Raw genomic sequence first — 21,313 nt, 5'->3', positions numbered from 1 at the left:
ACGCACACTCGTGAGCCGGTCCACGCGCTCACCTCACCGCCACCGCCCGCATCACCTCCTGCACCACCGAGCCACCCCGGTCGTCCCGCGCCGACGCCCGCAGCGCCACGTACGAGGCGCCGTCCTCCGGCACCCTCAGCACGCCCCGCCACGACGCCCCGGGTCCGGCCGACACCAGCTCGACCTTCCGCCATGACGTCCCGTCGTCGTACGACACCTCCAGCGTGCCGCCGCCGATCGTCCCGGTGTGCGGCGCGCCCCGGACGTGCTCCGCCGCCAGCCCGACCGGCAGCCTCGCACCGGCCCGTACCGCCCCCGTCATGTCCGTCCGCACGTCGAACGCCAGGTTGATCAGCGGCAGATACGTCTCGTCCGGGGTCCGCGACGAGCGGAACGTCCACTCCGCGTGGCCCCTCGTCGACAGCTTCCAGCGGTCCGGGTCGAGGGTGGTGTCCGTGACGACCCGGTACGTGTGCTCGTCCGCGGGCGCGTCCCACACGTACGCCCCCGAGCCCCGGCGCCGGTCGGCCAGCTCACCGTCCAGGTACACCTCCGTCGACTGGGTCATCCCGCTGTCGTCGCTCCACACGTCCCCGAAGCCCGTGTGGTCGGGGCCGGAGTCGCCCCAGCCGGGGACGTTGAACCGGAGGTCGTCGCCCGTGCGCTGCTGGCCCCAGCCCAGGCCCGTGCCGAGCCACGGGTGCCACACCGGCCGGAACCAGTTCAGCCGCGGGCTCGATCCGCCCTGGTGGTCGACCAGTCCGCTCCGCTGCTCCAGCGCCCCGTCCGCCATGGTCACCGACTCGTGCCACAGCTGCCCGGCGCCCGTGGACACGTAGTCCGTCCGCTCGGCCGGGTAGTCGATCCGCTCGGCGAATCCGACGCCGATGGGGAAGGTGTCCGTGATCGAGTAGCGGAACTCGCCGCCGTTCCCCGGCATCGGGCGCACCGCGTGGAACCGCACGTCCAGGGCTGCCAGGTCGCGGCGCTCGTCCGGTGCGTAGGTCAGGTCACGGTCCGGTACGCCGCCCTCGTACCCGTGGGAGAGGTCGTAGACGTACGGCGTGTTGCGCGTCCCTTCCATACTCACCACGCGCGTCTCCCGCAGTCGCTTCGCGTCCGCCGCGTTCACCGTGGCGATCTGCAGGGGGCGGTCGGCGTTGTCGTCCGTGCCCCACCAGGCGTTGAGGCGTCCGGGGCGGTCGTCGGTCACGAACAGGGCCCGTACGCCCGCCTCCTGCGCGGCCCGCGCGAAGGCGGACGGTGCCGTCCCCTCCGGCAGGCGGGCCAGGGCCGCCTTGCCCGCCGCCCCGTCGAACGGGCCCTCGCCGACGTCCACCAGCGGCAGCCGGGCGCGGCCCTCGATGAGGGTGCCGCCCGGCTGTACGACCGCCTCGCCCACGCCCGTCACCTCGAGGAGTGGCTTGCCCAGGCGCCATACCGTGCGGTACTCGAAGTCGCCCTCCCGTACCCGCCCCGTGGGCGCGGCGAAGACGCTGTCGTACTTCACCGGCACCTGGACGGCGCCGAAGAGGTCGGAGCCGTTGGCGCTGCGGTCGTACTCCATCAGCAACTGCCTGGTCTCGGTGCGGCGGTCGACGTCCGCGCTGATCTCGCGGAGTTCACGGGCGTCGAGGGTGACCTCCGTGTCCCGGTCGAGGGTGATCTCCGGCGCGGCGAGGAAGCCCAGGCCCAGCGAGTCGGCGCCGTGGCTGCCGCGTACGTCCAGGAAGGAGGTGAGGCTGTACGTGTCCGGGGCGAGGCGGAGGTGCACGGTTCCCGAGTCGCCCACGGGGGCGGGGATCGGGTCGGTGCCCCCGGTCAGGCGCTGTACCACCAGGTCGGCGGCCGTTGCCGCGCCCTCGCGGTTCCTGACGTGGACCGTGAGCGTGTAGCGCTCGTCCTCCTTCACCAGTCCGAACGCCGTGTGCGCGACCCGGGTGCCGTCGGTGGTCGAGGCGACGATCCGCCCGCTGGTGTCGCCCACCGGGGCGCGGGTGCCGTCGCCGGTGACGGTGGTGGTGGCGGTGCCGTGCGCGGGCACGGTGAGGGTGGTGTCGGCCAGGGTGGCTACGCCGGGCGCGGAGCCCTCCGTCGACAGCTTCAACTCCCTCGGCTCGTCGGAGGTGTTGGTGTAGGTCAGCGTGCGTGTCACCGGCTCGTTCGACTCGTACGGCCAGCGGAGAAAGCCCAGGTCGGCGCTGCCCGTCGCGGTGATCCGGGCGTTCACCGCGTCCGGCACGCTGACCCGGCCCGCGCCCAGTTCGTAGGCGGACGCGTCCAGGGGTTCCGACGTCGACATCAGCGCGTCCTTGAGCTGTGCGCCGGTCCAGTCGGGGTGCCGCTCGGCCAGCAGCGCCGCCACGCCCGCGATGTGCGGGGTCGCCATCGACGTACCGCTCATGGAGGTGTAGTCGCCCTCGCCGTCGGTGAGGCGGGAACGGGCCGCGAGGATGTTGACGCCGGGGGCCGACAGGTCGGGCTTGAGGGCGTTGTCGCCGTGGCGGGGGCCGCCGCTGGTGAAGTAGGCGGCCCGGTCGGCGGCGTCGACCGCGCCGACGGTGAGGGCGGAGTCGGCGGCGCCGGGCGAGCCGATGGACGACGGGGCGCCGGTGTTGCCCGCGGCGACGACGAACAGCGCGCCGGTCTCGGCGGTGAGGGTGTCGACAGCGCGGGCCATGGGGTCGGTGCCGTCGCTGGGTTCGGGGGAGCCGAGGCTCATCGAGACGATGTCCGCGCCGACGTCCCGCGCGGCCCACTCCATCCCGGCGATGATCTGCGACTCGCTGCCCGAGCCCTGGTCGCTGAGGACCTTCCCGACGGCGAGCGCGGCCCCGGGCGCCACCCCCTTCTCCGCACCGCCGGAGGCCGCGCCGCTGCCGCCGACCGTGGCGGCGACGTGCGTGCCGTGGCCGTTGCGGTCGGCGACCTCCTCGCCCTCGACGAAGCTCTCGGCGGCCGTGATCCGCCCGGCGAGATCGGGGTGCCCGGCGTCCACGCCGGTGTCCAGGACGGCGACGGTGACGCCCTTCCCGGTCAGCCCGGCCTGCCAGGCCGCCGCCGTACCGATCTGCGCGTTGCTCTCGGCCATGGCGGCGCTGACCCGGCCGTCGAGCCACACGCCGTCGATTCCGGCCGTCTGGCGGGTGAAGCCGCGCCAGAAGTCCCGGCCCTTGGCCGCCGCCACCGCCGCGCCGCGCACGCTCGGCAGCGCACGGATGCGCCGCGCCCCGGGCGGGTCGGCGGCCCGCGTGCCCTTCCCGTAGGTCACGATCAGCGGCAGTCCGGCGGTACGGCCGTCCGCGAAGCCGTGCCGTATCAGCCCGCTGACGTCGAACAGCCGCTCGTCGAGCGTGCCCGCCCGCAGATACGGCAGCGCCTCGTCCGGTACGACGGTGAGGGTGCCGTCCGCCACCTGGGTGCGCACGGCACCCGTGGCGCCGGGGGGCCGGGCCACGGTGACCGTCTTCTTGCCGTGGCCGACGTCGGTGACGGTCACCTGGTCGCCGGTGACGAGGGTGACGGTGCGGGCGGTGTCCGACGCGCGCACGGCGGGGTCGCCGTCGTCGGCCGCCGCCGGTGCGACCGGCAGCAGCCCCGCCACGAGCCCCGCGGACAGGAGGATCACCCCGCGTCCGACTGGTCCTGTGTTCATCCACGCCTCTCTTCACAGAGTGTGAGTGCTGCGATGAGTGTCAGGGGGCCTGTGTGGCACGGGAGTTGAGCGGGTGTGGCGGATTCGCGCCCCGGCGGGTTCCCGCCAGGGCGGGGGCCGCGCGCTCACGGAACCCGAGACATCGACAAGTGCCGTCCGCAACAATGGAGTTCATCGAGGTCACACACCACGGGGGAGCGACCGGCGCATGGGCGGACTGCTGGAGTTCAAGACGGAGGACGGCGCGCTGGTCGTCGTGGAGGGCGCCGTGGACGCGTCCGGGGCGCAGCTCGTGTCCCGGGGCGGGCAGCAGCCCGTCCAGGCGGCGCGCACCTTCGAGGGAGCGCTGGACGGTGTGCGGGCGGCGGCCGAGTCCGCGCTGCGGGTGTTCCGGGACGGCTCGCTGCGGCCCGACTCGGTGGAGCTGGAGTTCGGGGTGAAGCTGAGCGCGGAGACCGGCGCGATCATCGCCAAGGGGGCGGCGGAGGGGCACCTGCTGGTGCGGCTCAGCTGGTCCCCGGGCCCCGCCGCGCCGGAGGAGGCCGCCCCCACCTCATGAGCAGCGCATCCTGGCACGCCCGCATCCACTGCGGGCCCGAGGTCGGAGCGGGCTTCCTGATCTCCCCGCGCCAGGTGATGACCTGCGCGCACGTGGTCCGGGACGCGCCCGCGACCACCGTCACCGTCGTCTTCCCGCACGCCGAGGGGCTCGGTGAGCTGACCGCCGCCGTCGTCGCGGACGGCGGCTGGGGCGGGCGCGCCACCGATCCCGGGGACCTCGCCGTGCTGGAGCTGGAGCGGGCGGTGCCCATCGCCCCGGCCCAGTTCGCGCCGCCCGGCGACGCGTACGGCGATCCGCCGCGCAAACTGCTGGTGTACGGCTTCCCGGTCCACTACGACGAGGGGGCGATCGCCGAGTACCGCACCACGGGCGAGCAGCGCATCGCCGACGAGTGGGTCCAGTTGGAGGCGTGGAACGGCCATGGCCAGCCACTCGCGCCGGGGTTCAGCGGGGCGGCGGCCGTCCTCGCGGACAGCGGGCGGGTCGTCGGCATGGTCTCGGCCGCGGCGGGCGACCCGGGCGTCCGCAACGGCCGGATGCTGCCCGCGCCGGTGATGGCCCGGCACTGGTCGGGGCTCGGTGAGCTGATCCCGACGCCGGGCGGTCTGGAGCGGGCCGAGAAGCAGACGCTGCGCCGTCTGGTCGCGGCGGCCGAGCGGGGCGGGGTCGCGTGCGGTGCGGAGCGGCTGTTCAGGGAGTCCGTGGATCCGGTGACCGGGCCGCCGGTGCCGCCCGGGGGGTTCGCCTCGCTGTGGGCGGCCGTCTGGTACCTGTGCTGGGAGGTGGGGGACCCGCGCTGTGTGGCGCGGTTCGCCGGGCGGCTCGCCGACTTCGTGGACGACCCGGAGACCCGGCAGGCGCTGCAGCGGTGGCGCGTTCGGCACGCCGGGCCCGAGGCGGCCCCGAGGCGCGGCACGCCGTCCGCGCCGTGGTCGCCCATCGTCGTGGACATCGAACGCAGCGGCGCGGGCCGCCAGCAGGTGCTGGTCGAGGTGGCCGCGTACCGCGACGGCCGCCGCTGGGTGGTGGGGTCGCGCAGTCTGCCCCGGAGCAAGGTGCGGCCGTACGTCCTGGAGCGGGTCGACGAGGCGTTCGACGAACTCCCGCCGGGCGCCCGGGTGCTGATCGCGTTCATGCTGCCCCGGGAGTGGCTCAACGAGCCGGTGGCGCACTGGCGGCGCGGCAAGGACGATCCCAGCCCGCTGGGCTGTCTGTACCCGCTGGTCGTGGTGGACCGGGAGCGGCGGCACCGGGGCGGGCTGCGGCACGGGCTGGAGCGGAAGTGGGAGCGGCTCGACGACCGGGACCGGGCCGAGCTGTACCGCGTCGAGTGCGGCAGCGGCGAGGACCAGGGCAGGCTCACCGTGAAGCTGTGGGAGGACGGGGAGATGGTGGGGTTCACCGCGCCGCCGAAGTCCGCGCGGATGAAGCGGCTGTTCTCCGCCGGGCTCAACGGCTCGGTCCCCGTGATGCTGTGGCCGCGCACCGGCTGCGACGCGGGGCACGACGACGGCGAGGACTGCTCGGGCACCGCGTTCCTGGACGCGCTGACGGAGTACCTCGCCGACCTCGCGCCGTCCGAACTCCCCTCCCACATCCGTACGTTGCGCAAGACCGTGTATCTGTCCGCGGACCCCGAACAGCACTGGGCGAAGGACCTCACCCTGCTGTGGGAGGACCCCCGGTGCTTCCCGGAGACACCCGGTCACGCCCGCTCCCCCGTCGGCTGACACGTCGGCACCCCGAAGGAGAACGCATGTCCCTGTGGCCCGTCTACACCGGCACCGGCGTGCCGCACGACGGCATCGCCGAGCTGCCCGCGCCGCCGCCCTGGCGCGACTTCGACGGCGGCCCGGAGCTGGACACCCCGGCGGAGGACGACGACCGGGCGGCCACCTCGCCCGACCGGCTGCACCGCGCCCGCACCTACCGGGCGACGGAGCAGAGCGTGCAACTGGTCAACGCCGCCCTGTACCTGCGGCGCCCCCTGCTGGTGACGGGCCCGCCCGGCAGCGGCAAGTCGTCCCTCGCCTACGCGGTAGCCCGCGAGCTGCGGCTCGGCCCGGTGCTGCGCTGGAACATCACCAGCCGGGTCACCCTCCATGACGGGCTGTACCAGTACGACCCACTGTCCCGCCTGTACGCCGCCGGACGCGCCGCCGCCGCGCCGTCCGTGCCGCCCGCCGGGACCGACCTCCAGGACCATCTGCGGCTCGGCCCGCTGGGCACGGCGCTGCTGCCCTACCGGCGCCCCCGGGTGCTGCTCATCGACGAGATCGACAAGAGCGACCTCGACCTCCCCAACGACCTGCTGAACATCCTGGAGGAGGGCCAGTACGAGATCCCGGAGCTGGTCCGTGCCGCCCGGCACACCCCCGAGGCGAAGGTGATGATCGACGGTACGGACGACCGGGTGACCCTGCAGCGGGGCCGGGTGCGCTGCCGCGCCTTCCCGTTCACCGTCCTCACCAGCAACGGCGAGCGCGAGTTCCCGCCCGCCTTCCTGCGCCGCTGCGTCCGCCTCCAGCTGCGCCAGCCCCGCGACGCGCACCTCGCGGAGATCGTCCGCGCGCACCTGGGCGAGCCCGACGCGTACGCCAAGACCCTGATCGAGCGCTTCCTCGCCCGGGGCGCCGACGGGGAGCTGGCCACCGACCAGTTGCTCAACGCCATCTACCTGGCGGGCGCGGCCGGGCTGGACACCGCGTCCCGCGACGAGCTGGCCGAGCAGCTGATGCCGTATCTGAGCCGGACGCCCGACGCCGATGCCTTCTGAGGGGGAGCGGGACGACGACGGCTTCGACCGCCTCGCCGGTGTGCTCGCCGAGGCGCGGGGCGGGGTGCGTCCCACGTCGGTGGAGCTGGCGGAAGTGCTGTGGCTGGCGCGGCAGATGGCGCCCGCGCCCGAGCCGCCGCCGACGGTTGCCGAGACCCCGGCTGAGGGGCCGTCCGAGGAGCCGTCGCAGGCTCCCGCCCCCGCTGACCCGCCCGCGCCGCCGCCCTCCCCCGTTCCCCCTCCGCCCGACGGGAACCGCGTCCCCCTGCGGCTCCCCGACCGCCCGGCTCCCGCACCGCCCCCGGACCAGCCCACCACCCCGCACACCCGCCTCCTCGCCCCCGCGCCACCGATGCTGGCCCGCCCCCTCGCCCTGCAACGGGCGCTGCGCCCGCTCAAGCGCCGGGTCCCGGCCCCCTACGGACAGGAGCTGGACGAGGAGGCCACCGCCCACCGCATCGCCCGGCTCGGCGCCCGTCCCGAGTGGTGGCTGCCGGTACTGCGGCCCGCCGCCGAGCGCTGGCTGCGGCTGCGGCTGGTGTACGACGCCGGGCCCACGATGCCGGTCTGGCGACCGCTCGTCCGGGAACTGCACACCGCGCTGGCCCAGTCCGGCGTGTTCCGCACCGTGGAGCTGCACCGCGCGGAGGCCGACGGCGGGGTGCGCCCCGGCGTCCACCCGGCCGCCGACGGCCGCACCGTCACCCTGCTGGTCAGCGACTGCATGGGCCCGCAGTGGTGGGAGGGCGCGGCGGGCGAGCGCTGGTACCGCACGCTGCGGCACTGGGCGGCGCACATGCCGCTGACCGTCGTACAACCGCTGCCGGAGCGGCTCTGGCGGGACACCGCGATGCCGACCACGGCGGGGCTGTTCTCCGCACCGGCGCCGGTCGCGCCCACGGCGGCCCTGACGTTCACGCCCTACTCCGCCGACGCCGCCGGACCCGGCTCGCCCCTCGCGCTGCCCGTCGTCGAACCGACGGCGACCTGGCTGGCGCACTGGTCCGCGCTCGTCGCCGCCCCCGGGGCCGCCCGGCTGCCCGGCGCGGCGGCCCTGCTCCCCCGGCGCCCCCGCGGCACCCCCCGGGACGACCGGGCCCGCAGCGACGTGACCCGGCTGCCCGCCGAGGAACTCGTCCTGCGCTTCCGCTCCACCGCCTCCCCCGAGGCGTTCCGGCTGGCCGGGCACCTGGCCGTGGGCGAGCCCCATCTGCCGGTCATGCGGCTCGTCCAGGCGGCCGTCGAACCGCGTCCGCGCCCCCAGCACCTGGCCGAGGTCATCCTCAGTGGCATGCTCACCGGCGCCGCGGACGGCACGCCCGGACGGTACGCCTTCCGGCCCGGCGTGCGCGAGCTGCTCCTGCGCACCCTGCCCAGGACCGCCCGCAGCCGCACCACGGAACTCCTCTCCCGCGCCGGTGCCCTGATCGACGCCCGGGCGGGCGTGACGGCCGGTGAGTTCCGGGCCGTGGCACCCCGTAAGGCCGGGGCGGGCGAGGCGCACCGGGAGAGCGATCCGGTCGCGATGGTGAGCGAGCGCAGTGTGCGCCAGCTGTCGGGGCCGGAGCCCGAGGGGGAACTGGTCGCGGGGCGCTACCGGCTGCTGGAGCCCTTCGGGGAGAGCGGCGAGGTGTGGCGGGCCGCGGACGTCCGGGAGAAGGGCATGAGCGTCGTGGTGCAGCGGTTCACCGCCCGGGGGATGCGCAAGGCCGCGGACTTCCTGGCGGCGGCCCGGGCACTGGCCGACCTCCGGCACGAGCACGTGGTGTCCGTCCTCGACTACGGGGTGGACGAGGAGACCGGGGCGGCCCATCTGGTCACCGAGTACCTGGAGGGGGGCACTCTGCGGGGCCTTGTCGCGGCGTACGGCGGTTGGCTGCCCGCCGATGTCCTGTTGGGCCTGACTCCCCTGCTGACCGCCGCGCTCACGGCCGCCCATGCCGGGAAGGTGTCACACGGCGCCCTTTCCCCCTCGCACGTCGTGCTCAGTGAGCGTGGTCCCGTCCTGAGCCGGTTCGCGCTGCCCGCGCACAACGCGGCGACCCGCAATGCCGATCTCCAGGCGCTCGGCCGTCTGGTGCAGGAGATGTCGCTGGGCACCCACCTGCCCCACCCCACGCGCTCCGAACTCCAGGCTGCCGTCAACGACCTGCTCTCCGGGAGCGGACCGCTCCAGCAGCGCGGCGTGACGCGGCTGACCGGCCTCGGTCCGCCCGACCGCGCCCCCGTCCGCTTCTCCTTCCTCGGCCCCCTGAAGATCACTCACAGTGGGCGGCCCCTCGCCACCGGCTCCCCGCGGGAACAGGCCCTGCTGTGGATGCTGCTGCGCAGACCGGGCCAGTGGATTCCGGACGACGAACTCGCCGCGGGGCTCTGGGGGGGCCAGCCGCCGGGGAACGCCCACCGGCTCCTGGGGACGTACGTCTCCCGAATCCGCAACGCCACGGGCACCGATCTCCTGGTCCGCTCGACCGCCGGTTACGCCGTGCGCCCGGACATGGCCGAGGTCGACGCGCTCCACTGCGAGGAACTGCACAGGGCCGCGAACGCCTCCCGGGAGGAGGGCCGCTCGGCGGAGGGCCTCGGCCTCGTCCACAGCGCCCTGCGGCTGTGGCAGGGCGACCCCCTGGACGGCGTACCCGGCCCCGCGGCGGCAGCCGACCGCGACCGCCTGAACCGCCTGCTCCGCACCCTGCGCATCCTCCGCGCCGAACTGCACCTGGACCTCGGGCAGGCCGACGAGGCCCTGGACCACCTCACCGCGCTCGTCCGGGCCGCCCCCGCCCACCAGGAGGTCCGCCACCTCCACATGCTCGCGCTGTCCCGGCTGGGCCGGACGGACGCCGCCCTCGAGAGCTACGAGGACTTCCTGGCGGCCGGTGGCGAGTCCGACCCGGCCATCCACCGGCTGCACCGGGGGCTGCGCGCGGACCTGGTCACCCCTGACACGGCTTCCCGGGCCTACACATCGGTCCTCGTGGAACTGGCCGACCCCGAGGACGAGGACACCCACCGGGCTCTCGGTGGCGCGATCGCCCGGCTGGTCGACGACAACGGGCTCGGCGCGCGGGAGTGCGGGCTGCTGCCCCGGGCGGACGGCTACGAGATCCTGGTGAAGACGGAGGCCGCCGCGAAGCGGCTCCTGACCGCCGTGGTGGAGCGGCTGGCGGACGTGGTGGGCGAACTGGTGCCCGGGGTACCCCGGTTGCTGGTGACGTTCTGGCCCGTCCGCGCGGGCCGCGGGACGACCCGGGACCGGCTGCGCCGCCTCCTCGACTCCTCCGGCGCGGACAGCGTGATCGGTGTCTCCCAGGAACTGCACGCCCTCCTGGCCACGACGGCGGAACTGGGGCTGCGGGCGGACAGCCCCAGGCCGACGTACTGGTACGCCCTCCTGTACCCACCCGAGGCGGCCCTGGACGAGGGGGCGGAGCACCCGGTGCACGTCCTGCGCCGTCGGCCTCCGGGGCCCTCCGGCCCGCACCGGGTCCTCGTCTACGTCGGCCCCGACGGCAGCCCGACCCTGGAGGAACCCGGGACGCCCGCCGTGCGGTACTACGAGGTCGACCTCCTGGAGCGCAGCTACTTCGTCTCCGCCACCCCCCGCACCTGGGCGACCGTACGCGTCGTCGACCCGGTGGAGGCCGTGCGCCGTGTGCGCGACCACCCCAGGGACCGGCTCGCCGCGTGCCTGGCCGAGGAGAGCGGCCGACTGCCCAGCCCGCTGGACACCGAGAAGCTCGAGCGCCGCCTCATGCGCTGGCGGATGCCGGGGTACGCCGTCCGCTGGTCGGTCTCGGCGGACACCACTCCGCGCCGGGCGACGGCCAGGTCCGCGCTCGCCGAGCCCCTCGCCACCGCCGAGGCGTTCCTCCTCGGCTTCGACGGCACCCTGGTGGACCTGTACCCGGCCGCGGGGGCGACACGGGAGGCCGCCCGCGATCTGACCGCCCTGATCGCCGAGTTGCGGCACCCGGACGAGGCGCTGGAGGGTGCCGCCCTCCGGGCGGACGTGCTCCCCCGCGAGAACGGCGTGCACCCCATGGACGTGCTGCGCACCTTCGCCCGCCACCCCCGCCTCGCCCGCCCCCTCGGCCAGCGGCTGGGCGACATCGAGTCGGCCGCCCTGGCCACCGCGCGCCCCGTCCCCGGCGACGAGCCCCTCGTCAACGCCCTGAAGCGGTCGGGCCGCCCGGTCTCCGTGGTGTCGGACGTGGCTCCGCAGGTCGTCTCCCGCTACCTGGAGAGCCGCCGGTTCGGCACGGACGTCGAGGCCTACGGCCGTAACTACAACCCGTACCACCTGATGCCGGACCCGGACGTCCTCGAACGGGCCCTGAACGTGACGCGGTTGTCGCCACGGCGCGGCGTGCTGATCGGCTCGACGCATGTCGAACTCGCCGCCGCCCGGAGCATCGGGCTGCCGTTCGTCGGCTACTCGCCCAGCGCGCACACCCGGGCCAGCCTCATGTCCGCCGGTGCCCGCTTCACCGTGAAGTCGCTCGCCGAAGTGGTCGCCATCGCCCTTCGGCACCTGTGAACACGCCGCGCCACCCGCGAAGACCACCCGTACAGCGGCGCCCCACCCGGCCCCCTTCAGAAGGCACCCCCAGCACGGCGCGGCCCACCATGCGAGAAAGGCCCCGCCACCAAGCAGCCCACGGTCTGCGCCTCGGGAGGAAACCGCGATGACCGCCAGTCTGGAGCAGCTGCGCCGCTGCCACTTCGCCGTCGACCTGGGCGCCGCCCGTACCCGCGTCTACGTGAAGGGAGCGGGGCTCGTCGTCGACCAGCCGTCCGCCGCCGCCGTGAACACCCGCACCGGCGCGCTGATCGCGGTGGGCGAGTTCGCGGAGAAGATGACCGGCCGCACCCCTGACTACATCCGGGTGGTGCGGCCGGTGTCGGGGGGCACGGTCGTCGACATCGAGATGGCCCAGCGGATGCTGCGGCACCTGCTCGGCGACAAGGTCCGCCGCACCCTGCGCCGCAAGCCCCGGCTGCGGGCGGCGTGCTGCACCCCGCACGACGCCGACCCGCTCGCGCAGCGGGCCGCGATCGAGACGCTGGTGGGGCTGGGGGCGCGCCGGGTGGAGCTGGTGGACACGCTGATCGCGGCGGCCGTCGGCTGCGGGCTGCCCGTGGAGCAGCCGGAGGCCACCATGGTGCTCGTGTGCGGGGCGGCCACCACCCAGGTCGCCGTGCTGTCGCTGGGGGCGATCGTGACCGCCGAGCGGATCCCGGTCGGCGGGGAGGCCGTGGACCACGCGATCGTGCAGCACCTGCGGCTGGAGCACGAGCTGATGCTGCCCAGCCAGTCGGTACGGCCGCTCACCCTCGCCCTGTCGGGCAACGGCCTCACCCCGCAGGGACCGGCGTCCACGGAGATCCACGGGCGGGATGTCGCCACCGGTCTCGCCCGCAGTGTGCAGGTGGAGACGGCCGCCGTGCGCGACGCGATCCAGACGCCGCTGACCGCCGTGCTGGACGGCATCGGCAAGGTGCTGCGGGAGTGCCCGCCCGATCTGGTGGCCGACCTCGCCGACCGCGGCATCATGATGGTGGGCGGCAGTGCCCTGCTCCCCGGCTTCGACCAGATGCTGCGTCAGGCCACCGGCATGCCGGTGCACATCGCGGAACGGCCGGACGTGTGCGCCGTACAGGGGCTGGGTTACATGCTGGAGGGGCGGGTGCAGCCGCTGGAGCTGGATCCGCTGGACACCACCTGAGCGCTCATCCCCGGGCGAACCAGCAGCGTACGGTCGTCCCGTCCGCGCCGGTGTGCAGGCGTACGAGGTCGGTGACCAGGTTGACCAGGAGCAGCCCGCGGCCACCGCGCTGGTCGCGGGGCACGGGGCGGCGTCCGGCGAGCGGGTCGGTCAGCCGCCCGCGGTCCCGCACCTCGCAGACGACGTGGCCGTTCTCCGCCCAGAGCCGGATCCGGCCCGAACCGCCGCCGTGGAGCACGCTGTTGGTGGCGAGTTCGGCGGTGACCAGGGCCAGGTCGTCGAGGCGGGTGCCGCCGAGCCCGAGCCGGGCCGCCTCGGCGGTGGCGGTGTGCCGGGTTCTGGACAGGGAGGCCGCGTCGAAGGCGAAGTCCAGGGCGCCCGGCAGCGGCGGCGGCAACGGGCGGTTGTAGCGGGCGACGACGCCGTCGGGGTCGTAGGCGCCGCTGGGTTCCTCGGTGCCGGAGCGGATGACGGTGGGGTGGGTGGCGAGGGCGTCGGTGAGGGCCCGCTCGTCCAGTCGGCTGACGTCGTAGGGGCACAGGACGGTCGCGTCCCGGCCCTCGAACGCGGCGTTGATCAGCGCCTCGTGCTGCACACACGCCGGGTACTCGGTGGGGGTGCGGCCCGCCCAGATCGGTTCGCCGATGATCCGCACCCGGACCCCGGGTGGACCGGCGTCGGCGAACGCGCGTAGCACTCCGGGAATGATCCGGCCGGGATTGCGTCCGGCCTGGCGCATGTCCAGCAGCAGTACGGCGTCGGCGGCGTCCTCCAGCGCGTCCCGCAGCAGGGCCAGGTTCTCCCCGGGCACGGCCACGGCCACCGGTTCCCCGGCCGCCAGCCCTTCCCGTACGAACGGCACCGTGGCCCCGAGGTACTCCCCCGGCCCGCCGTAGAACAGGGCGGGGTGGTCGAAGGAGGCGGGCGGGGCGAAGGTCTCCTCCGGTTCGGTCACCGCACTCACGACATCGACACCTCGTTCACCGACGGGCCCCCGCGCCGACGGGCCGGGACATCCGTGCACACCTGTCCTGCTTGCCTCTCGAACGATGCTCGTACCCGGCACCGCCACCGTCAATCCGTCAACCCCGTCAGTGCGGGTGTACCACGCCGGGCAGCGGGCAGGCGCACCGAAGCGGACGCGGATGACGCAGACGACGAACGAAGAAGGCGGTGACATGACCTCACCGGCACCCATAGCCCCGGCAGGACTAGGACGGCGGAGCACCCTCGCCGTCGACGGCCATACGGACGGGAGCCGAGCCGTGCTCACCACGCGCGGCGAACTCGTGCACGGCTGCACCGACACCCTGGCCAGTGCACTGGCGGGCCTCCCGGCCGAGGTGTCCCGGATCGACGTCGACATGTCCGGGGTGGTCTTCATGGACACGGCGGGACTGGACTTCCTCAAAGCCCTACGGGACCACGGCGAACGGCATCTGCTCCCGGTCACGGCCCAGCACTGGAACGGCCAGCCGCGCCGCATCCTGGAACTCGCGGGCCTGGACACCACCGACCCCCTGCGTTCCCTCACCCAGCCCACCATGCCGGAACCCGTCTCACCGACGCCGGTCCCCTCCGCGGTGGCCCTGGAGCGCGCCGAGCAACTGCACAGCCTGCGCGAGGAGATCGCCCAGCTCCGGTTCGCCATCGCCTCCCGACCGGTGATCGACCAGGCCCGCGGCATCCTCATGGCCATCCACGCGTGCACCTCCGACCAGGCCTGGGACATCCTCCGCGAGGCCTCCCAGCTCTCCAACACCAAGCTCCGCACCGTCGCGGCGACGGTCACCGCCAGCACGGAGCATCCAGACGGTCCGCCTCCGCCGACGGAACTGCGGAACGCGCTGCGTACGGCCTTGGAGCGCTGCCTGAACTGACCCGGCGCAGGGGCCCGCCGCCGGGCCCCTGCGTCGCGGCGGCCACCGCTCAGTCGGTGATCCCGATCTTCCCGTTGGCCTCGGCGGGGACCGCGTCCGTGCCGGGGCGGGCGGTGATGCCCTTCAGGAGCTGGGCGAGGTCGACACCGGTGGTGGCGCCCAGGAGTTCGACACCCTGGGCGACGTTGTCGGCGACGGTGCGCGACAGCTGGCTGGCCCCGTCGGTGGAGATGACGGTCATCTTGTCGATCGCGCTCAGCGGCTCGGACGCCTTGGCCACGACGTGCGGCAGCACCTCGACCAGCATCTGGAGCACGGCCGCGTCGCCGTACTGCGCGAACGCGTCGGCCTTCTTGCGCATGGCCTCGGCCTCGGCCGCGCCCTTGGCACCGATCGCCGCGGCCTCCGCCTCGCCCTCGATCCGGACGGCCTCGGCGAGCGCGGCGCGCTGCGCCTTCTCGCCCTCACCGGTCAGCCGGGCCCGGTCGGCCGCCGCCTCGGCCTCCTTGACCAGCCCGATCCGGCGCGCCTCGGCCTCCTGCTCGGCCTGGTAGCGCGCGGCGTCGGCGGGCTTGCGGACCTTGGTGTCCAGCTCGCGGTCGGTCAGCGCGGCCTGCCGCTCGGCGACCTTCTCCTGCTCGGCAAGGACCTCCTGGCGGCGGGCCGCCTCGGCGAGCGGACCGGCCGCGTCGGCGCGGGCGGCGGCCTCGTCGGTCTCGGCCTTGATCTCGGCCTGCCGCAGCGCGAACGTCCGCTCGGCGACGGCGATCTCCTCCGCCGCCTTCAGCCGCGCCTGCTCGGCGGCCCGGCGGGCGACGGCCTCGGCGATGTCCGCCTCCTGCTTGGCGCGCGCCGCCTCGGGACGGCCGAGGTCCTCCAGGTAGGAGCCCTCGGTGGTGATGTCCTGTATCTGGAAGGCGTCAAGGACCAGGCCCTGCCCGGACAGGCTGGCCTCGGCCTCCTCGGCGACCTGACTGGCGAAGGCGGCCCGGTCGCGGATGATGTCCTCCACCGACATCCGCCCGACGATCGCGCGCAGCGCGCCGGAGAGCACCTCCTGGGTGAAGCCGACGATGCCGTTCTGCTGCACCAGGAACCGCTGGGCGGCGGCCCGGATGGCGTCCTCGGTGCCGCCGACCTTCACGATGGCGACGCCTTCGAGGTTGGCCTTGATGCCGCGCAGCGTGACCGCGCCGCGCACCGCCACCGGGATGTGCCGGGACGACAGGTCGAGGGTGAACTTCTGCTGCACGAACGGCACGACGAAGACACCGCCGCCGACCACGACCTTCTGCCCGCTGTTGTCGGTGAAGATCCGGCCGGTCTCCGGGTCGGTGGACTTCTTGCCCCGGCGTCCGGTGACGATGAACGCCTCGCTCGGCCCGGCGACCTTGTACCGGGTGACGACGACGAGGCCGAGCAGGACGAGGAGTACGACGACTCCGACGACGGCGATGGTGACTGAACTCATGGTGGTTCCCCTCAGCCCTCCCTGGGGACGGCGATTCGACAAGGGTGAAGTGCGTGGTGGGGTGATGGGTGGGGTGATGGGTGGGGTGAATGGTGAGGTGATGGGTGGGGTGGCTGGTGAGGTGGTGGGCCCGGGTCGGCTGGGCTCAGCGTTCGACCTGGCGCACCGAGACCGCGGTATGGGACAGCGTCTCCGCGATCCACACCTCGGCACCGCGGGCCAGCGGCACGGGACTCTTCGCCGAGAGCTTCACCGGCTGGCCCGCCAGCCGCACCAGCACCTCGCCGTAGCCGTCGGCCGGGATGGCGGTCACGACGGACCCGGCCACGCCGATCAGATCGCCGCCGCTGGGCGCCGTACCGGAGTGGTCGTTCATCAGGGCGCGGCTCAGCTTGTAGGCGAGCCAGGCGGTGACGACCCCGGCGGGCACCCCGAGGGCGGTGCCTCCTACGGCGCCAAGGCCGGTCGTGCCCATCACGATCGCGCCGGTGAAGCCGAGCATGGACACGAATCCGGCGATGACGGGGAGGGACAGCAGCCCGTCGAAGAAGCCGTCGAGGCCGAAGCCGTCGAAGAGTCCTTCGAGGATCCCGTCGAAGACCAGTGACAGAACGAGGAGGACGACCCCCACGATGCCGAGACCCAGAAACCAGGCCATGCGCCCCCACCGTCCTTCCGGTCCCCCGTGACGCTTCGCGCTACCCCCGTTGACGAGCACATGCTCGCACGCGGTTCCCGGTCGGCGCACTGCGTCCTTCCGGCAGTCTCCGCGGTGCGATCTTGCGGGTTCCAGCCCGGACGCAGTGTGCGTCCGGGCTGGTGGCCGGGGTCGCCGACCCCCGTACGGCGGCCCCGGCCGGTCTTGTCGCGCACCCGGCCGGTCAGTCCCGGTGTACGCCGTTCAGTTCCGCCAGCGGCAGGTCGGCGATGCCCAACTGCCCTGCCTTGTCGAGTAGTTCACGGACCTGACCGGACTGCTCACCGGCGCCCTTCAGCAGCTTCAGCAGCAGCGCCGAGACGGTCAGGTTCTGCACGTCGGACGTGGTGACCGAGCCGAGGATCCGGCCGAGGTCGTCGGTGAACCTGGCCGAGCCGTCCAGCCAGGGCTTCGCCAGCGCCTGGGCGGTCTCGGAGTGCTGGACGAAGCCGTCGACGCCCTTGCCGAGCGCGATGGAGGACATCAGCCGGTCGAGGAAGACGGACTCGCCGCCGACGATGTTGATGTCCGCGCTCTCCAGCCCGGTCGCCAGCACCGTCGCCTGCGCCTCGGCCACCCGCCGCTGGACGTCCAGCCCGGCCAGCCGGATCTCCTTCTCCGCCGCCAGCCGCAGCCGGTACTCCTCGTGCCCGCGGGACGCCTCGTCCAGGGCGGCCATCGCGGCGGCCTTCTCGGTGAGCCCGGCGGCCTCCGCCTTGAGCCTGCCGCTGATCGCCTCGGCCTCGGCGAGCGCCCTGGCCCGGGCGCCCTCGGCCTCCGCCCGCAGCCGCGCCTCGGCGGCCTCGGCCTCGGCCCGGCCCGCCTTCTCGATGACCTCGGCCTCCTTGTCCCGTACCTGCACCGCGGCCAGCCCCTCGGCGGCCGTCTCGGCCTGGACGCCCTCGGCGAGCCGCAGCTTGGCGCGGGCGTCCAGGTCGGCGGACTTCAGCCGGGCCTCGGCGAGCGTCAGCTCCTCCGCCGCCCGGTGGGTGGCGGCCTGCTCGGCGGCCTCGGCGGCCTTGATGTCCTTGACCAGCTTCTCCTGGGCCTGCGCCTCGGCGGCGATGATCACGGCCTGCCGCTCGCGCTCGGCCTCCTCCACGGCCCGCAGCCGCTTGATGGACTCCTCCTGCTCGGCGACCGTGCGGTCCACCGCGACCCGCTCCCGGATCACCTCGGCGATCTCCCGCTTCTCCGCCTCGACCTCCTTGGACGCGGCGATCCGGGTCAGCTCGGTCTCCCGGTCCCGCGCGATGACCTCCAGGACGCGGTCCTTCTCGATCCGCTCGTTCTCGATCGCGATGACCCGCTCCCGGTTCTTCGCGGCGACGGCGACCTCCCGGGCCTGGTTCTCGCGCTGCACGCCGAGCTGCTCCTCGGTGCGCAGGAAGGCGCTCTGCGCGCGCAGCCGCTCCTCCTCCACGACCCGCGCGGTCTCGGCCTCCTCGCGGGCGCGCACGGTCTCTATCTCCCGGCGCTGCTTGATCTCCGCGTCCGCCTGCCGCCGCTCCAGCTCCAGGATGGCCTCGCGGGCGTCGACGTTCTGCCGGGTGATCTCCTTCTCCTCGTGGCGCTGGAACTCGTTGGTGCGCACGTGCTCCACGGCGGTCAGCTCGGTGATCTTGCGGATGCCCTGGGCGTCGAGGACGTTGGCGGGGTCGAGCTGGGTCAGCGGCGTCTGCTCTAGGTAGTCGATCGCCGCGTCCTCCAGGTGGTAGCCGTTGAGGTCGACGCCGATGACCTCGATGATCCGGTACCGCAGCTCCTCGCGCTTGGTGTAGAGGTCGGTGAAGTCCAACTGCTTGCCGACGGTCTTCAGCGCCTCGGAGAACTTCGCGTGGAACAGCTCCTGGAGCGTCTCGCGGTCGCTGGCCCGCGCGGTACCGACGGCCTGCGCGACCTTGACGACGTCCTCGACGGTCTTGTTGACGCGCACGAAGAACGAGATGCGGATGTCGGCGCGGATGTTGTCCCGGCAGATCAGGCCCTCCCGCCCGGCCCGGGTGATCTTGATGGTCTTCACCGAGATGTCCATCACCTCGGCCTTGTGCAGCACCGGCAGCACGACCTGTCCGGTGAAGGTCACATCGACCTTGCGCATCTTCGAGACGATCAGCGCCTTGCCCTGTTCGACCTTGCGGAACAGCCGGGAGACGAGCACCAGCACCAGCACGGCGGCGAGGAGGGCGATCACGAGCACGCCGATGCCCAGCGTCATGGCATCCATGAGGAAGTCCTTGCAGTCGATGAAATGTCGGCGCGCTCACGCACCGAACTGCCGGTGTCCGGCAGCGGCGACGCCCCCGCGTCCCCGCACCCCGATCCTGGCGCACCCCCCGCGACCACCGCATTGCCGACTTCCGGCAGTCTTACGACGCCTTGACGTGCCGGACGACGCACCGGGACCCCACCCGGAACATCCCCCGAACCACTTCGTAACGTTTACATAAAACGACCCAAACCGGATACCCGGCGCCCATGGCCAAACTCCATCTACCAGGACGAACACACCACGACTCCCAGGCGGCACGGGAGCCGGAGGCAGGCCCGGGGCCGCAAGTGGAGCGCGCCGCCCCGGACACCCCCACGAAACTGCCGAAGGGCTCCTGGGGCGCGGTGCTCAAGGGGACCCTGCGGGAGTTCAAGGACGACGAGCTGACGGACCGCGCCGCGGCACTGACGTACTACGCGGTGCTGGCGCTGTTCCCCGCCCTGCTGGTCCTGGTCTCGCTGCTGGGACTGGCCGGGAAGTCCACCACGGACAAGGTGCTGGAGAACATCAACCAGTTCGCGCCCGGCGCGGTCCGTGACATCCTCACCAACGCGGTGCAGCAGCTCCAGAACAACTCGGGCCTCGGCTCGGTCATGGCCATCGTCGGCCTGGTGCTGGCGGTGTGGTCGGCGTCCGGCTATGTCGCGGCGTTCATCCGCACCTCGAACGCCGTCTACGACATGCCCGAGGGCCGTCCGGCCTGGAAGATCCTGCCGGTCCGCTTCGCGCTGACCCTGACCCTGCTGCTCCTCGCCGTCGTCACCGCGCTGATCGTGGTCCTCACCGGCACCATGGCCGACCGGATCGGGGAGGCGCTCGGCGTCGGGGACACCGCACTGACCGTGTGGTCGATCGCCAAGTGGCCCGTCCTCGTCCTGCTGGTCACGCTCATGATCGCGCTCCTGTACTGGGCGAGCCCCAACGCGAAGGTCAAGGGCTGGCGCTGGATCACCCCGGGCAGCTTCCTGGCCCTGCTGATCTGGCTGATCGCCTCCGCCGGGTTCGCGTTCTACGTCGCCAACTTCGCGTCGTACAACAAGACCTACGGCACCATGGCCGGCGTGATCGTCTTCCTGGTGTGGCTGTGGATCACCAACCTGGCGATCCTGCTGGGCCTGGAGTTCGACGCGGAGACGGCGCGCCAGCGGGCGGTCGCGGGAGGCCATCCGCCGGAGGCGGAGCCGTACACGGAGCCGCGGTCCACGGCCAAGTGGGACGACACGGACTGGCGGGACGCGGGCGGGCAGCCGGACCGGACACCCAGGACAACGGAACCAGGAGACCGACCGTCATGACGACTCACGAGACACGTTTCACCAAGAACGGCACGGAGTTCACCGGGAACGGCCACCGCTCCCGCGAACAGCCCGTCGGCGAGCTGGTGCAGCAGGCCTCCCGGCAGCTGAGCGAGCTGGTGCGCGGCGAGATGCAGCTGGCCCGCGCGGAGATGGCGCAGAAGGGCAAGCGCTACGGCAAGGGCGGCGGGATGTTCGGCGGCGCCGGGGTCGTCGGCTTCCTGATGCTCCAGGCGCTGGTCGCCAGCGCGATCGCGGGGCTGGCGGTGCCGCTGCCGGTGTGGGCCGCGGCCCTGATCGTCACCGGCGCGCTCGGCCTGATCGCCGCGCTGATGGCCCTTTTCGGCAAGTCGCAGTTCAAGAAGGCCGAGTCCCCGGCGCCGCAGCAGACCATCGCCAACGTCAAGCGGGACGTGGCCGAGATCAAGGGGAGCGCGCACCGATGAGCAAGCAGCCGACCACCGACGACCTGCGCGCCCAGGTCGAGCACACCCGCGAGGAACTCGGCCACACCGTGGAGGCCCTCGCCCACAAGGCGGACGTCAAGGCCCGCGCCCGCGAGAAGGCGGCGGAGGTCCGCCAGGAGGCCGGGAACCACCGCGCCGCGCTCGCCGGAACGACCGTCGCGACCGTCGCCCTCGTCGCCGCAGTCGTCTGGCTGGTCTGGCGCCCCGGAAGGAAGTGACGCGGTGAAGGCCTCGAAACTCGCCTACAAGCCGGTCGGCCTCGCCCTCGGAGCCGTCAGCGGCATGCTCGCCGGAGCCCTGTTCAAGCAGTCCTGGAAGGTCCTCGGCCACGACGAGGACGCCCCGGACGCCACCGACGAGGAACGCACCTGGCGCGAGGTCCTCCTCGCCGCGGTCCTCCAGGGCGCGATCTTCGCGGGCGTCAAGGCGGCCGTGGACCGCGGCGGCGCGACGGCCACCCGGCGGCTGACCGGTGCCTGGCCGGGCTGACCGGTACCTGGCCGGGCTGA

Annotated in this window: 15 protein-coding genes; 10 read left to right on the top strand and 5 right to left on the bottom strand. The window is 73.6% G+C overall.

The genetic code is table 11. The features are described from left to right. Nucleotides 1-28 precede the first annotated feature (28 nt). Nucleotides 29-3,655: a S8 family serine peptidase gene (locus ACFVQG_RS14575; RefSeq protein ID WP_383381443.1), complete on the bottom strand. Its 3,627-nt coding sequence runs from the start codon at nt 3,653-3,655 to the stop codon at nt 29-31. Between the two features lie 208 nt (nt 3,656-3,863). Here ACFVQG_RS14575 and ACFVQG_RS14570 point away from each other — a divergent pair, with 208 nt between their 5' ends. The 5 genes from ACFVQG_RS14570 (at nt 3,864) to ACFVQG_RS14550 (ending at nt 12,722) form a co-directional block, all read left to right on the top strand. Next, the gene (locus ACFVQG_RS14570; protein WP_383381440.1) at nt 3,864-4,214 is read left to right on the top strand and encodes a CU044_2847 family protein; all 351 of its coding nucleotides are present in this window, start codon (nt 3,864-3,866) and stop codon (nt 4,212-4,214) included. Continuing rightward, a complete protein-coding gene (locus ACFVQG_RS14565; protein ID WP_383381437.1) occupies nt 4,211-5,947 on the top strand; it encodes a trypsin-like peptidase domain-containing protein in 1,737 nt (578 codons plus the stop codon). The genes ACFVQG_RS14570 and ACFVQG_RS14565 overlap by 4 nt, the downstream gene beginning before the upstream one ends. 26 nt (nt 5,948-5,973) lie before the next feature. Continuing rightward, complete coding sequence (locus tag ACFVQG_RS14560) at nt 5,974-6,993, top strand: AAA family ATPase (RefSeq protein ID WP_383381434.1); 1,020 nt, start codon at nt 5,974-5,976, stop codon at nt 6,991-6,993. Continuing rightward, nucleotides 6,983-11,533: an SAV_2336 N-terminal domain-related protein gene (locus ACFVQG_RS14555; RefSeq protein ID WP_383381431.1), complete on the top strand. Its 4,551-nt coding sequence runs from the start codon at nt 6,983-6,985 to the stop codon at nt 11,531-11,533. Before ACFVQG_RS14560 ends, ACFVQG_RS14555 begins: the two co-directional genes overlap by 11 nt. A 148-nt stretch (nt 11,534-11,681) precedes the next feature. Then, nucleotides 11,682-12,722: a rod shape-determining protein gene (locus ACFVQG_RS14550; protein ID WP_383381428.1), complete on the top strand. Its 1,041-nt coding sequence runs from the start codon at nt 11,682-11,684 to the stop codon at nt 12,720-12,722. Nucleotides 12,723-12,726: 4 nt separating this feature from the next. Here ACFVQG_RS14550 and ACFVQG_RS14545 read toward each other — a convergent pair whose 3' ends face one another. Continuing rightward, complete coding sequence (locus tag ACFVQG_RS14545) at nt 12,727-13,686, bottom strand: anti-sigma factor RsbA family regulatory protein (RefSeq protein WP_383381425.1); 960 nt, start codon at nt 13,684-13,686, stop codon at nt 12,727-12,729. A 214-nt stretch (nt 13,687-13,900) separates the two neighbouring features. Here ACFVQG_RS14545 and ACFVQG_RS14540 point away from each other — a divergent pair, with 214 nt between their 5' ends. Next, entirely contained in the window at nt 13,901-14,602 is a 702-nt protein-coding gene (locus ACFVQG_RS14540) for an ANTAR domain-containing response regulator (protein ID WP_383381422.1), read from the top strand. Between the two features lie 49 nt (nt 14,603-14,651). Here the strand turns inward: ACFVQG_RS14540 and ACFVQG_RS14535 are convergent, their stop codons facing one another. The 3 genes from ACFVQG_RS14535 to ACFVQG_RS14525 form a co-directional block, all read right to left on the bottom strand. Further along, a complete protein-coding gene (locus ACFVQG_RS14535; protein ID WP_383381419.1) occupies nt 14,652-16,073 on the bottom strand; it encodes a flotillin family protein in 1,422 nt (473 codons plus the stop codon). A gap of 145 nt (nt 16,074-16,218) precedes the next feature. Then, complete coding sequence (locus tag ACFVQG_RS14530) at nt 16,219-16,731, bottom strand: hypothetical protein (protein WP_383381417.1); 513 nt, start codon at nt 16,729-16,731, stop codon at nt 16,219-16,221. 223 nt (nt 16,732-16,954) lie between these two features. Further along, a complete protein-coding gene (locus tag ACFVQG_RS14525; protein WP_383381414.1) occupies nt 16,955-18,997 on the bottom strand; it encodes a flotillin family protein in 2,043 nt (680 codons plus the stop codon). A 251-nt stretch (nt 18,998-19,248) separates the two neighbouring features. Between ACFVQG_RS14525 and ACFVQG_RS14520 the strand changes: the two genes are divergently transcribed. Genes ACFVQG_RS14520 through ACFVQG_RS14505 form a run of 4 tightly spaced genes read left to right on the top strand, consistent with a single transcriptional unit; the run spans nt 19,249 to nt 21,293 of the window. Next, nucleotides 19,249-20,337, top strand: a complete 1,089-nt coding sequence (locus ACFVQG_RS14520; protein WP_383381412.1) for a YihY/virulence factor BrkB family protein — start codon at nt 19,249-19,251, stop codon at nt 20,335-20,337. After that, nucleotides 20,334-20,783, top strand: coding sequence for a phage holin family protein (locus ACFVQG_RS14515; protein ID WP_383381407.1), 450 nt, complete (start codon nt 20,334-20,336; stop codon nt 20,781-20,783). Before ACFVQG_RS14520 ends, ACFVQG_RS14515 begins: the two co-directional genes overlap by 4 nt. After that, complete coding sequence (locus tag ACFVQG_RS14510; RefSeq protein WP_383381404.1) at nt 20,780-21,022, top strand: DUF3618 domain-containing protein; 243 nt, start codon at nt 20,780-20,782, stop codon at nt 21,020-21,022. Before ACFVQG_RS14515 ends, ACFVQG_RS14510 begins: the two co-directional genes overlap by 4 nt. Nucleotides 21,023-21,026: 4 nt before the next feature. After that, a complete protein-coding gene (locus ACFVQG_RS14505) occupies nt 21,027-21,293 on the top strand; it encodes a DUF4235 domain-containing protein (RefSeq protein WP_383381401.1) in 267 nt (88 codons plus the stop codon). The last annotated feature ends 20 nt before the right edge of the window (nt 21,294-21,313 follow it).

Source organism: Streptomyces sp. NPDC057877, assembly GCF_042796855.1.
GTDB lineage: Bacteria > Actinomycetota > Actinomycetes > Streptomycetales > Streptomycetaceae > Streptomyces.
This window is presented reverse-complemented; position numbering and strand designations above follow the sequence as displayed.